Genomic DNA, 13,902 nt, shown 5'->3' on the forward strand with positions numbered 1-13,902 from the left:
CCGTTCAGTGCTTCCTTTACGGGCAATTCATACTCTGAGGATCAAGTCATCGTTTGGATAGATTTCAACAACGATAAAGACTTTTATGATGAAGGAGAGCAGGTTTTAATGACCATGACGCAAGAATCACCTTGGACAGGTTCTATCACCATCCCGACTACGGCTACTATCGGACAAACACGGATAAGAGTGAGACTACACGCGGCTAATCCTTCTTTAACACCTAACCCAACTCCCTGTGGTACATCTCGCTACGGACAGGTGGAAGATTATACCTTGAACATAGGAGCTCTTGGAGTTTCAGACGTGACTAAAAACGGCATCAAAGCCTATCCAAATCCTGTTAAAGATATTTTTAATATCGAGACACAAGGAAAAATCAAATCGGTCAAAGTATATGATGTAACCGGAAAACAAATATTAACAAAAGAAATCAATGCTGCTCAATCTCAAATCGATTTCAGCAGATTCNATTCCGGAGTTTATATTGTAAATACGGCGATGGAAGATGGTACTACAACTTCTACCAAAGTGATCAAACAATAAAACTTTCAAATTCTAAAATAGATCCCGTCATTATTTTGGCGGGATTTTTTTTATTAAATAATTAAAATTTGGAAAAAAGTTGTACTTTTGCAACTTGAATTTTTAATTAATTACAAACATTATGAACCATTACGAAACTGTTTTCATTTTAACTCCCGTTCTATCTGATGCTCAGGTGGAGGAAGCAGTAAAAAAATTTGAAGATCTTTTGACTTCAAACAATTGCGAGATCGTTGCCAAAGAAAATTGGGGACTGAAGAAATTAGCCTATCCTATTCAATTGAAGAAGAATGGATTTTATACTTTGATCGAATTCCAAGGAGAAGGAACTGTGGTGGCAGAGCTCGAAACTGCTTTCAAACGCGATGAGCGGGTGATCCGCTATTTGACCACTAAGCTGGACAAACACGCTATCGACTACGCTGTCACAAGAAGAAGCAAACTAAAATTAGCGAAAGCTTAGTTATTTAACCCTTTAAAATTTTAAAACAATGGCAATAGATGATATGGCAAAACAAGCCTCTGCCGGAGGCGAATCTGAAGTAAAATTCCTTACTCCGCTGGATATCAATACCAAATCTGAAAAAAAATACTGTAGATTCAAAAAATTCGGAATCAAACACGTAGATTATAAAGATGCTGACTTCCTTTTACAATTCGTAAACGAGCAAGGCAAGATCCTCCCAAGAAGATATACAGGAACTTCTCTAAAATATCAAAGAAAGGTATCTGCCGCGATCAAAAGAGCAAGACATTTGGCACTAATGCCTTACGTCGCCGATCTTTTAAAATAAGACCCAAATAAAGGAAGCAGGTTCGCCCGCTTCTTTTGTTGCTGAATAAATCAATTAATTCTAACGATTTAGATAAGAGATAAAAGATAAAAAGATAAACGATTTTAAAAATCTTTCCTCTTGTTTCTTTTTCTTGGCTCTAAAACTAAAACGGACAACAACAAATGGAAATTATCCTAAAACAAGACGTGGAGAACTTGGGACTAGAGTTCGACACGGTCAATGTAAAACCGGGCTACGCTCGTAACTTTTTATTACCTCAAGGAATTGCACTATTGGCAACTCCGAAAAACAAAGCCGCTCTGGAAGCTACTTTGGAATCCAGAAAAGAAGAAGAAGCCAAATTGGTGGCTGCGGCCAACGCAGTGGTAGAGCAATTGAAGAAATTGTCGATTACGATCCCTGCTAAAGTAGGCTCTGGAGACCGTTTATTCGGTTCTATCAACAATGCCGATCTTGCCGATGCTTTGGAAAAAGCCGGCGTCAGCGTTGATAAAAAATATATCAAAATACCGGGAAATACGATCAAAAGAACCGGTACGGCGACCGCCTTGATCAGGCTTCACAGAACTGTGGAGTACAATTTAGATTTCACGGTCGTTTCGGATGCACCGGTGGAAGCCGCTGCTCCAAAGGATAAAGCAGAAGAGACGCCATCCGCTGAGGCCTAATTAAAGTCTTTGAAAGCTTAAAAAACCATCTTGAAAATTCAGGATGGTTTTTTTTGAGCCTTGTTTTTTTAGGATTTCTTCGGCTTCCACGCATTGAAGAATTCCTTCACTTTTTCAGGACTGTAGCCGCTACCCTCTTCCAATAATGCGCTATCTTGGATATGAATCTCATGCCCAGTCTCGTCTAAAATGATAAAAACCGGATACCCAAACTTATCGCCGGGATTCCCATAACGGGCAAATATCTCCTCGTTTTTGTTCTCGGGAGACCAGTTCAAATGGTAATAAACAAAATTTTCATCCACCATTTTTTTAAGTTCCGGGGTCTGCTGAACGAAATTGTTGAACCGCAAACACCAGATGCACCAATTGCCTCCAGCCTGTATCAGCACGTTTTTGTGTTCTTTTTTCGCGGATTTAATGGCATTCTTTATATCCACTTCGGCATTGGTCTCGGGATGATAGGGTTTCGGTAATTGAGCTTTTTCATCGGCCAATGCTTTCTTTTTAGCTTCAATTTGTTCTCTGCTTAAGGTATTAGCGGTAGTTTGCGCCTGCATTTCAGATAAAGCAAACATACTTGCCACCGAAAATATTTTGATGATTGATTTTTTCATTCCTTACACAACATTTGATTTTACAAGAATCAAATTTACATAATTATCCCGTCATTTTTCAGTATATTTGCCGATAAACACCATAGCTTGAATCAATTTTTATTCAGCATATTACTCCTCATTTCTCGCCTACCCCTGAAAATTTTATATATTTTTTCAGACCTATTGTTTTTTCTTAATTATTACATCATCGGCTACCGAAAAGATGTGGTCTTTCAAAATCTAAGGAAAGCTTTTCCCGACAAATCTGATCGGGAGATAAGACTGATTTCCAGAAAGTTCTTTTCAAATTTTTGCGATTATCTGGCCGAAATGCTCAAGGCCTTTACCATCTCTGAAACCGAATCTAAGGTCAGGATGCAGCACTTGAACCAAGATGTTTTTGCAGAAGCCAAAGCAGAAGGGAAAAATGTCATTATGCTGTCGGGTCACGTTTTCAACTGGGAATGGTTCAACGCCTTGGCTACTATTCTCCCTCAAAAAAATTGTCATCCCGTTTACAGGAGGATGAGCAGCAAATTTTGGGATCAAAAAATAAAAATGATCCGCAACAGATTCAACAATAAGTCTATCGAAGCACGCGATGTCATCAAACATATTTTTCGAACGCCCAATGATGGCAACTCGGCCTATATGTTTGTGGCAGATCAGACGCCACACGTTTCCAACGTCAATTATGGTCTGAAGTTTCTCAATCAGAAAACGCCTGCCTTTATCGGCTATGACAAACTATCGACCAGGATGGATCTCGCATTTATCTATTGTGAAATGAAGAAAGTCAAAAGGGGATTTTACCAAGTCAACTATCACAGAATCTATCCTGATGGCGAAAAATTTGTGGAATACGAAGTGGTGAAAAAATTCCATCACCTCTTGGAAAATACCATCAATAAAAGACCCGACAATTGGCTGTGGTCTCACAGGCGATGGAAATATCAAGATGCCATCAAAAATTACGACGAGTAGATGACGGTTGCTATCGCTATACTCAACTGGAACGGAAAAGACTGGCTTGCCAAATTCCTTCTTTCTGTGGTGAAATATTCTCCGAATGCGAAGATTTATGTCATCGATAACGCTTCCACAGATGATTCGCTTGAGTTCTTAAAATCAAATTTTCCTCAAGTTCAGGTTGTGCAGAACCATAGTAATTCTGGTTTTGCAGCCGGTTATAATCACGGTTTGAAAGCCATAAATGCAGACATTTATTGCTTACTAAATTCCGATGTCGAAGTCACAGAAAATTGGATTTCTCCCATTATCAAACTCTTTTGCGATGATCCCGATATCGCAGCAATTCAGCCCAAAATTCTGGATTACAATCAAAAAAATAAGTTTGAATTTGCCGGTGCAGGTGGCGGAATGATCGATAATTTGGGCTATCCGTATTGTCGCGGCCGTGTTTTTGAAAATATAGAATTGGACAATGGGCAATATGATGATGAAACCGAAATCTTCTGGGCATCAGGATGTTCGTTATTCATTCGTTCAGAGGATTTTTGGAAAATGAATGGTTTTGATGAGAGATTCTTTGCGCATCACGAAGAAATCGATCTGTGTTGGCGATTGAAAAACGAAGGACGAAAAATCTATTACAGCGGAAAATCAACTGTTTATCACGTTGGCGGAGGAACTTTGAAAAAAGAAAATCCGGAAAAAACTTATCTTAATTTTCGGAATAATTTGACCATGTTGGTAAAAAACTTGCCGGCTTCAAAGGTTTTTTTTATTCTTTTTTTTAGATTAAGTTTAGACGGTTTCGCTGCTTTTTATTTAGCTTACAAGAACGGCTGGAGGCATCTTTGGGCAGTTTTGAGAGCTCACGTCGGATTTTATTGGCAACTTCCAAAATCGATTCAGTTAAGGCAAAAACATCAGATTGATCCGTATTATCAGACCAAATGGTTGATATTTAAACATTTTTTTGGAAGAAAAACGAATTGACTAATGAATTTCATTGCCTTAGATTTTGAAACTGCCACGCACGAAAAAAACTCTGCCTGCGAATTGGGAATTTGCATTGTGGAAGAGGGCGTCATCAAAGAAACCAAATCTTGGCTGATCAAACCGCCTTCTTTCCCCTATTTTAACTCTCACAATATTGCTGTACACGGTATTGATCCTGAAGATGTGTGCAACGCCCCAACTTTTGGCGACATCTGGTACGAAGTGGAAAATTTGATGTACGGAAATCTAATGATGGCGCACAATGCCGCTTTCGACGCCGGTATTTTGCGAGGTTGCTTGGATCATTACGGTTTTTTCAAACCAAAAATTAATTATCTCTGCAGCATTGGCGTTGCAAAAAAAGCTTGGAAAGATCTCCAAAGTTACGGCTTGAAGCATCTTGCAAACCATCATCAAATCCAATTCAGGCATCACAGAGCGGATGCCGATGCCGAGGTTTGCGCCAAGATTGCTCTGTTGAGTTTTGAAAGATTATTAATCTCGAGAAATGATGAAATCAAAGAGGTTTTTAAAAAGAATATTAAATGTCTTTAAAATTAATCAGTTACTTAAAACGCCGGAAACCAGATTGAACTTCGGAATGCTAACGTTGAAGATTCCTTTTTCAAAATTCTCAAAAACATAATAGCCTTCCATATTTCCGACGCCAGATTTCAAAATCACATTGGAAAAATAAGTAAATTTTTCGCCGCTTTCTATAGTCGGTGTCAGGCCAATGACGCCCGCGCCCTCCACTTCTGTAAATCCGAAACCAAGATCATAAATGATCCATTTTCGTGAAAGGAGTTTCACCGGAAGGCTTCCAAGGTTCTCAATTTCAATATGATAACGGAATACGAAGCGGTTTTCAGAAGGATAACTGTTGAAATGATCGTACTCGGCAACGACTGTTACCTTGATTTCATAAGTGTTTTTGGAGACCATTTTTTAGCACATTTAATTTTTTTTATACAAATATCTCGCCGAATATAAGATTAAAGAATTATCATTTGGTTAAATCGCTCTGTACATTCGATTTTCATTTTATTCAACCGGTTAATTTTCTTATTTTTGTCTATCAAAGTAAAAAAGAAAGCCTCGATGAATTCCTACAAAAACCCATTGGAAGAGCGCTATTCCAGTGAAGAAATGCTTTTTAATTTTTCTCCCAACAACAAGTTCCGCACCTGGCGACAACTCTGGGTAGCCCTTGCAGAAATCGAAAAAGAACTTGGTCTGGAAATCTCGGATGCGCAGATTGCGGATTTGAAAGCGAATGTGGAAAACATTGATTATCAAATTGCTGCGGAATACGAAAAGAAATTTCGGCACGATGTGATGGCCCACGTCCACACTTTCGGAGATGCTGCGCCGGCCGCAAAAGGAATCATCCACCTGGGAGCAACTTCCGCATTTGTGGGCGATAACACCGACTTGATTCAAATTCGCGACGGTCTTTTGATCATCAAGAAAAAATTGGTGAATGTGATGAAAAATCTGGCGGATTTCGCAATGCGCTACAAAGATCTCCCAACTTTGGGATTTACACATTTCCAACCCGCTCAGCTCACGACCGTTGGAAAGCGGGCCACACTTTGGTTGCAAAGCTTGGTTTTGGACATCGAAGAACTTGATTTCTTTCTGGAAACTCTAAGATTCAGAGGTGTAAAAGGGACCACCGGAACGGCGGCAAGTTTTCTGGAGCTTTTCAACGGCGATTATTCAAAAGTGAAATACTTGGACAAAGAATTGTCTAAAAGATTCGGATTTGAAAAGGTTTTCGGCGTTTCCGGACAGACTTATGACAGAAAAATTGATGCAAAAGTGGTTGCTTTATTAGGAAATATCGCTCAGTCGGCGCACAAATTCACCAACGATTTGCGCCTGCTTCAAAACCTTAAAGAAATTGAGGAACCATTCGAAAAAAGCCAAATCGGATCCTCGGCAATGGCTTATAAGCGCAATCCGATGCGCAGCGAACGCATAGGAGCTTTGGCAAAATTTGTGATGTCTTTGACAACAAGTTCAGCGATGGTCGCTTCTACACAGTGGTTCGAAAGAACTTTGGACGACTCTGCGAACAAAAGATTGACGATTCCTCAAGCATTTTTAGCAGTGGATGCCATCTTGCTGATTTGGAATAATATTATGGACGGCATCGTGGTTTATCCCAACCGAATCAACAAACATATCGAAGAAGAACTGCCGTTTATGGTGACCGAATACATCATTATGGAAGAGGTAAAAGCAGGCGGCGACCGACAAGACATCCACGAAGTCATCCGTCTTCACTCGATGGAAGCTTCCCGAAAAGTGAAGGAAGAAGGCAAGGAAAACGACCTGATCGAGCGGATTCTGAACGATCATTCGTTGAAATTGGATAAATCGAAATTAATGGAAGTTCTTGATCCTCAAAATTTTATTGGCTTTGCTACTGTACAAACGGAGGAATTTGTCGCCAATGAAGTTCAGCCGATTTTGGACGCAAACCAAGATTTGATGGGTTTGGAATCGGATCTTAAAGTATAATTAAGTTTGCGATTAAATTTGTTCCGTGGGAATAAAATGGATGTAAAAAGGAGCTTGGTGTGAAGGGGCATTCCGTAGGAATGCTATCTTTGTAAGAATGATAAAAATAAAATTTTATGCCTAACACTTATACACAAATTTATATTCAAGCTGTTTTTGCTACAAAAGGACGGGATATTAAAATTAAATCAGAAGTAAGAGATGAAATTGAAAAATATATTTGTGGAATATTCAGCAATAAAAAACAAAAAGTATTAGCTATTTATGCAAATCCTGATCATCTTCATATTTTCTTCAGTTATAAAAATTTGCAGATTACAATTCCGGAATTGATTAAAACAGCCAAAGTTGAATCAACCAATTTTATTAATGATAAGAAATTATGTTTGGGTAAATTTTCTTGGCAGGAAGGCTATGGTGCTTTTTCTTATGCCAAAAGTCAGAAGGAAAAAGTTGTAAATTATATATTGAATCAGGAAAAACATCATTCAAAGAAAAGTTTTAGAGAAGAGTATCTTCAAATGCTTCAGGCTTTCGAAATAGAATTTAAAAATGAATATTTGTTTGAATTCTATGACGATGAAAATTAATTTTATGATTGCAGGAGATTTATTTTTGGGAAATGACAGGAAATAGCAGTCCTACGGACTGCATGTATTAAAAGGTTTAATAGTTTCTACACAGATATGATTCCTACGGAATAAAGAAGAAAATGGCAGTGCCACGGGCTTCGACTGTTGATCTAATAGGTTCTGTACAGATATGATTCCTACAGAATCAAGAAGAAAATGGCAGTGCCACGGACTTCGACTGTTAATTTAATAGGTTCTGCACAGATATGATTCCTACAGAATCAAGAAGAAAATGGCAGTCCTACGGACTGCGCCTATTAATGTAATTGATTTCTACACAGATATGATTCCTACGGAATCAAGAAGAAAATAGCATTTCCACGGACTTCGACTGTTAATTTAAGAGTCCTACACAGATATGATTCCTACAGAATCAAGAAGAAAATGGCAGCCCTACGGACTGCGCCTATTAATTTAATTGATTTCTACACAGATATGATTCCTACGGAATCAAGAAGAAAATAGCAGTCCTAGGGACTTCGACTGTTAATTTAATAGGTTCTAAAACAGATATGATTCCTACGGAATCAAGAAGAAAATGGCAGTGCCACGGACTTCGACTTTTAATTTAATAGGTTCTGTACAGATATGATTCCTACAGAATCAAGAAGAAAATGGCAGTGCCACGGACTTCGACTTTTAATTTAATAGGTTCTGCACAGATATTATCCCGACAGAATCAAGAAGAAAATAGCAGTCCTACGGACTGCGCCTATTAATTTAATAGGTTTTGCACAGATATGATTCCTACGGAATCAAGAAGAAAATAGCAGTCCTACGGACTGCGCCTATTAAGCTGATAGTTCTACACAGATATGATTCCTACGGAATCAAGTATGTAAAAAGCCTCACAAACTAATAATTAAACCGTCAATCGGATTAAACAAAAAATAAAATAATCATAAAATCCGACATCTAATGTCTCAAAGCAAAAGAATTTTCGTAGAAAAAAAAGGAATTTTCGATGTAGAAAGCCCAAGCATTTTTGACGAAGTAAAAGCGGCGGTTCCGTCTATCCAAAGTGTAAAAGTCTATAATATTTACGATATTTTTGGATTAAACGATGGCGAATTCGAAAAAGTCGTCAACAGCACTTTTGTAGATCCTGTGACTGATATCTTGCACGAAGAAAATCCTGCGCAAGGCATCTATTTCGCGATGGAATTTTTGCCCGGTCAGTACGATCAACGTGCCGATTCTGCGCAGCAATGCATCGCTTTACTTACCGGAAATGAAAAATCCAAAGTCCGAAGCGGAAAATTGATTGAGTTTGAAGGCGTTTCAGATTCTGATTTAAGTAAAATCAAAGATCTGCTGATCAACAAAGTAGAATCCCGGGAAAAAGATCTCTCTGTTGTTGATTTTCCTGCGGAAGAAACACCATCAAAAGTGATTGTTCACGAAGGTTTTATTAATTTTGATGATGCTCAGTTAGAGGAATTTTTTAACAATCACGGATTTGCCTTGGGTTTGGACGATTTGAAATTCATTCAGGAATATTTTATAGCAGAACAAAGAAATCCCACCGAAACGGAACTGAAAGTCTTAGACACTTACTGGAGCGATCATTGCCGTCACACGACCTTCGAAACAGAACTATCTGATATTCAATTCGATGGGCAATTTAAACATACACTGGAAACGATTTTCAATGATTATATTGAGAAAAGAAAATTCTTGGGTCGCGAATTAAAACCCATTTCGCTAATGGATTTGGCCACCGTTTGTGCAAAATATTTTCACAAAACAGGCCATTTGGAAAACCTCGTCGTTTCCGACGAGATCAACGCTTGCACCATCCAAATCGAAGCGGAATTTGATGGTAAAAAAGAACCCTGGTACTTATTATTCAAAAACGAAACCCACAATCACCCGACGGAAATCGAACCTTTTGGTGGCGCTTCCACTTGTTTAGGCGGCGCTATCAGAGATCCTTTGTCCGGCCGTTCTTTCGTTTTTCAGGCGATGAGATTGACGGGTGCTGCCAATGTTTTGGAACCAATTGATCAAACTTTACCGGGAAAATTACCGCAAAAAACCATCACCAAACAAGCGGCGAACGGCTATTCTTCTTACGGAAACCAAATCGGTTTGGCGACGACAATGGTTTCCGAAATCTATGACGAAGGTTACAAAGCAAAGAGAATGGAAGTCGGATTCGTAGCAGGAGCGGTTCCTGTAGATTGGGTGCGACGAGACACTCCAGCAACGGGTGATTCGATCATCATCTTAGGCGGAGCCACAGGTCGGGACGGCGTTGGTGGCGCAAGTGGAAGTTCGAAAGAGCAAGACGAAACTTCCATCCACACGATGAGTTCGGAAGTGCAGAAAGGAAATGCCGTGGAAGAACGCAAAATTCAGAGATTATTCAGAAATCCTGAAGTGACGAGGCTGATTAAAAAATCAAACGACTTCGGAGCGGGAGGCGTTTCTGTCGCCATCGGTGAAATCGCCGATTCTTTGGAAATCAATTTGGACGTTTTACCCTTAAAATACGAAGGTCTGAACGGAACCGAGCTTGCAATTTCGGAATCTCAGGAAAGAATGGCCGTGGTGGTGGAACCGAAAGACAAAGAAAAATTCATCAAGTTCTGTGAGGCGGAAAATATTGTGGCTGTGGAAGTTGCAAAAGTGACCGATTCCAGAAGAATGCAGATGTTCTGGAAAGGTGAAAAAATCGTTGATCTTTCGAGAGAATTTTTAAATACCAACGGCTGTTCCAAATCTCAAGAGGTCAAAGTGACGCATCTGCAAAAATTAAAAAACCAAAAACCAAAGTTCAGCGAAGCCAATTTTTTGAAATTATTAAGTGACAAAAATGTTGCTTCTCAAAAAGGCTTGTTGGAAATGTTTGATTCCTCCGTTGGTGCGACTACGGTTGCGATGCCGCTGGGTGGGAAATATCAGCAGACTTTGATGGAAGGAAGCGCTCAAACATTGCCGGTTTTAGGAGCAAAAAATGTCGAAACAGTTTCTTTGGCAAGTTGGGGATTTGATGCCGAAATTTCAAAGCAAAACTCATTACTAGGAGCTGCCTATACCGTTGTAGAAAGTGTCGCAAAAATCGTGGCAATGGGTGGCGATTACAAAAATATCCGATTGAGTTTCCAAGAATATTTCGAAAAGCTGGGTCAAAATCCTGAGAAATGGGGCAAGCCTTTGGCCTCTTTACTGGGAGCTTACGATGCGCAGATGAACCTCGGTTTGGCAGCCATTGGCGGTAAAGATTCTATGAGCGGAACATATCAGGACTTGAATGTTCCGCCAACCTTGATTTCTTTCGCTTGTGCCAACGGCGAAAAGAAAAATATCATTTCTCCTGAATTTAAAAATGCAGGAAATAAATTGTATCTCTTCAATCATATTCCGCAAGAAAACGGACTTCCGAATTATGAAAATCTCAAAGCGGTTTACGCATTCATTTTCGATAATATCGAAGGCGGAAACATTGTTTCTGTGAAAACGGTAAAGGACGGCGGCGTGGCCGTTGCATTGGCTAAAATGAGTTTCGGAAACCGATTGGGCGCTGAGATAAATGTTGCTGATGATAACATTTTATTGTCCAAAAATATTGGAAGTTTCATCATCGAAGCCAAGGAAGAATTAAGTTTAAATTTATTTCAACTAATCGGTAAAGTGTCAGAAAGCAAGTATTTAAAAATTAATACCTTAAATTTTGAAATCGAAAAATTACTTAAAGCAAACAGTATAACTTTCGAAAACCTATTTCCAACCGTTGAAAAAGAAAAGATAAGATTGGAAATCGATGAGAAATTAAACTCAATCAACCCAAGAAATATCTCCGTTAAAAAACACGGTATCGCTCTGCCCAAAGTCTTTGTCCCCATTTTCCCTGGAACCAACTGCGAGTACGAGACCGCAAATGCTTTTGCAAAAGAAGGCGCTATCGTCAGCAGTTTGCCATTGATCAATATCAATCACCGGTTATTGGACGAAAGCATCGATGCGTGGGTGGAGGAAATCAAAACGTCTCAGATTTTGGCTTTCTCAGGCGGTTTTTCTGCCGGTGATGAGCCCGATGGTTCCGCCAAATTCATTGTTAATGTTTTGAAAAATGAAAAAATGAAAAATGCCGTTCACGAATTGCTCGACAGAGACGGAATGATCATCGGGATCTGCAACGGTTTTCAAGCTTTAGTGAAATCGGGATTGCTGCCTTACGGAAGAATCAAGGATTTGGACGAGGACTCACCTACTCTGGCTCACAATGCCATCAGAAGACACATTTCGCAAATGGTCACGGTGAAAGTCGTTAATGACGAATCTCCTTGGCTCAAAGGAATGAAGGATCAAGTTTTTACGATTCCGATTTCCCACGGTGAAGGTCGATTTATGGCATCGGAAGGGGAAATCCGTAACTTATATGAAAATGGACAGATCGCAACGCAATACATAGATTTTGACGGAAACATCGCGCACGGAATGCCTTTCAATCCCAACAATTCGTTGTTTGGAATCGAAGGAATTACCAGCCCGTGCGGAAAAATATTTGGGAGAATGGGTCATCCGGAACGTTTTGCGGAAGGTTTGATGAAAAACATCCCCACGGCGAATTATCATAATATATTTAAAAACGGCGTTGAGTATTTCCGATAAAATAAACATCAGATTTCAGTTTCTTAAATTATATTTTTTTCCTTTCTATACTTATATATTTATAATTCAATAAAATTTCTATTTTTAGCAAAAATAAATCAATGTCGTATTATCCGCTAAGCAGCATTCCCGATTATTATTCTATAGATGCTCTCCTAACCGATGAACACAAGCTCATCCGAGAATCGGTGAGAAGTTGGGTAGAGAGTTTTGTGATGCCCAAAATAGATGAGGCAGCTCAGAAACACACCGACATTCCCGGCTTGATGAAAGAATTGGGCAATATCGGCGCATTGGGAGCCTACATTCCCGAAGAATACGGCGCACCGGGACTGGATCAGATATCCTACGGACTCATTATGCAGGAATTGGAACGGGGCGATTCGGCGGTTCGCTCGGCAGCTTCTGTTCAATCTTCGCTCGTGATGTTCCCGATTTTTGAATTCGGATCCGAAGAGCAAAAGAAAAAATATTTGCCGCGCTTGGCTTCAGGAGAACTCGTTGGCTGTTTCGGTTTGACCGAGCCCAACCACGGCTCCGACCCTTCTTCTATGGAATCCAAATTCACAGACCAAGGCGATCACTATCTGCTAAATGGCGCCAAAATGTGGATTACCAACGCTCCGATTGCCGACATCGCCGTAGTGTGGGCAAAAGGCGAAGACGGAAAAGTAAGAGGAATGATTCTCGAACGCGGGATGGAAGGATTTACAACGCCTACGACTCATAACAAATGGAGCTTGCGAGCCTCGAAAACCGGCGAGTTGGTATTCGATAACGTGAAGGTTCCGAAAGACAATCTACTTCCAAATATCCAGGGTTTGAAAGGACCTCTGTCTTGCCTCAACTCGGCGAGATACGGGATTTCTTGGGGTGTGATTGGCGCGGCCATCGATTGCTATTGCACAGCTCTTCAATATGCCAAAGAAAGAAAACAGTTTGGCAAACCCATCGCCAGCTTCCAACTTCAGCAGAAAAAATTAGCCGAATTTTTGACGGAAATCACAAAAGCGCAGTTGCTTTGCTATCAATTGGGAACTTTGAAAAATGCTAAAAAAGCATCGCCGGCACAAATTTCTATGGCCAAAAGAAACAATGTGAAAATGGCGATCGACATTGCCAGAGAATCTCGTCAGATACTTGGCGGAATGGGCATAATGGGCGAATTTCCGATGATGCGGCACGCTGCCAACTTGGAATCGGTCATCACTTACGAAGGTACGCACGACATCCACCTTTTGATTACAGGGATGGACATCACGGGCATCAATGCTTTTGAATAGAACAAATTTTCTTGATATTCAACAAAAAACCGCGAAAATGTTTCGTGGTTTTTTCGTTTAAGATAACCGTATTTGAAAAGGTTTTATTATGAAAACTGAGGTTTACACTTATTTTACGTATTTTTATCAAGAACCTCGATTATTATATTTTTACACTGTTGTCCGATAAAAACCAGATAAAAAAAGAAGCCAAATTAATGGCTTCTAAAAACTTATCGTAATTTTGAGTTGCAAAAATCAAATAACGATGAGCAAAAGTACATATT

Annotated in this window: 13 protein-coding genes; 11 read left to right on the top strand and 2 right to left on the bottom strand. The window is 39.7% G+C overall.

Annotated features, from left to right (window positions below):
- From DTW91_RS12235 to rplI, 4 genes are all read left to right on the top strand, one after another.
- On the top strand, positions 1-546 hold a 546-nt coding region (locus DTW91_RS12235; protein WP_148096895.1), incomplete at its 5' end, for a GEVED domain-containing protein.
- Positions 547-667: 121 nt separating this feature from the next.
- The gene (rpsF, locus tag DTW91_RS12240; protein WP_125203647.1) at positions 668-1,009 is read left to right on the top strand and encodes a 30S ribosomal protein S6; all 342 of its coding nucleotides are present in this window, start codon (positions 668-670) and stop codon (positions 1,007-1,009) included.
- Between the two features lie 28 nt (positions 1,010-1,037).
- Positions 1,038-1,340 carry a 30S ribosomal protein S18 gene (gene rpsR / locus DTW91_RS12245; protein WP_027382072.1) on the top strand — a complete coding sequence of 101 codons (303 nt, stop codon included), beginning with the start codon at positions 1,038-1,040 and terminating at the stop codon, positions 1,338-1,340.
- A gap of 164 nt (positions 1,341-1,504) precedes the next feature.
- The gene (gene rplI / locus DTW91_RS12250) at positions 1,505-2,011 is read left to right on the top strand and encodes a 50S ribosomal protein L9 (protein ID WP_125203648.1); all 507 of its coding nucleotides are present in this window, start codon (positions 1,505-1,507) and stop codon (positions 2,009-2,011) included.
- A gap of 68 nt (positions 2,012-2,079) precedes the next feature.
- Here the strand turns inward: rplI and DTW91_RS12255 are convergent, their stop codons facing one another.
- Positions 2,080-2,571, bottom strand: coding sequence for a thioredoxin family protein (locus DTW91_RS12255; RefSeq protein ID WP_410493737.1), 492 nt, complete (start codon positions 2,569-2,571; stop codon positions 2,080-2,082).
- 144 nt (positions 2,572-2,715) lie between these two features.
- Between DTW91_RS12255 and DTW91_RS12260 the strand changes: the two genes are divergently transcribed.
- Genes DTW91_RS12260 through DTW91_RS12270 form a run of 3 tightly spaced genes read left to right on the top strand, consistent with a single transcriptional unit; the run spans position 2,716 to position 5,130 of the window.
- On the top strand, positions 2,716-3,594 hold the full coding sequence (locus DTW91_RS12260) for a lysophospholipid acyltransferase family protein (protein ID WP_125203650.1): 879 nt from the start codon (positions 2,716-2,718) through the stop codon (positions 3,592-3,594).
- Complete coding sequence (locus DTW91_RS12265; RefSeq protein WP_125203651.1) at positions 3,595-4,572, top strand: glycosyltransferase family 2 protein; 978 nt, start codon at positions 3,595-3,597, stop codon at positions 4,570-4,572.
- Positions 4,573-4,575: 3 nt separating this feature from the next.
- The gene (locus DTW91_RS12270; RefSeq protein WP_125203652.1) at positions 4,576-5,130 is read left to right on the top strand and encodes a 3'-5' exonuclease; all 555 of its coding nucleotides are present in this window, start codon (positions 4,576-4,578) and stop codon (positions 5,128-5,130) included.
- A 6-nt stretch (positions 5,131-5,136) separates the two neighbouring features.
- Here DTW91_RS12270 and apaG read toward each other — a convergent pair whose 3' ends face one another.
- A complete protein-coding gene (apaG, locus tag DTW91_RS12275; protein ID WP_125203653.1) occupies positions 5,137-5,520 on the bottom strand; it encodes a Co2+/Mg2+ efflux protein ApaG in 384 nt (127 codons plus the stop codon).
- Between the two features lie 156 nt (positions 5,521-5,676).
- Between apaG and purB the strand changes: the two genes are divergently transcribed.
- The 4 genes from purB (at position 5,677) to DTW91_RS12295 (ending at position 13,636) form a co-directional block, all read left to right on the top strand.
- Positions 5,677-7,104, top strand: coding sequence for an adenylosuccinate lyase (purB, locus tag DTW91_RS12280; RefSeq protein ID WP_125203657.1), 1,428 nt, complete (start codon positions 5,677-5,679; stop codon positions 7,102-7,104).
- 116 nt (positions 7,105-7,220) lie between these two features.
- Positions 7,221-7,694 carry a transposase gene (locus DTW91_RS12285; RefSeq protein WP_125203654.1) on the top strand — a complete coding sequence of 158 codons (474 nt, stop codon included), beginning with the start codon at positions 7,221-7,223 and terminating at the stop codon, positions 7,692-7,694.
- Positions 7,695-8,654: 960 nt separating this feature from the next.
- Positions 8,655-12,353 carry a phosphoribosylformylglycinamidine synthase gene (locus tag DTW91_RS12290; RefSeq protein WP_125203655.1) on the top strand — a complete coding sequence of 1,233 codons (3,699 nt, stop codon included), beginning with the start codon at positions 8,655-8,657 and terminating at the stop codon, positions 12,351-12,353.
- 101 nt (positions 12,354-12,454) lie between these two features.
- Complete coding sequence (locus tag DTW91_RS12295) at positions 12,455-13,636, top strand: acyl-CoA dehydrogenase family protein (protein WP_125203656.1); 1,182 nt, start codon at positions 12,455-12,457, stop codon at positions 13,634-13,636.
- Positions 13,637-13,902: the final 266 nt, after the last annotated feature.

The organism is Chryseobacterium sp. SC28, assembly GCF_003932955.1.
GTDB lineage: Bacteria > Bacteroidota > Bacteroidia > Flavobacteriales > Weeksellaceae > Epilithonimonas.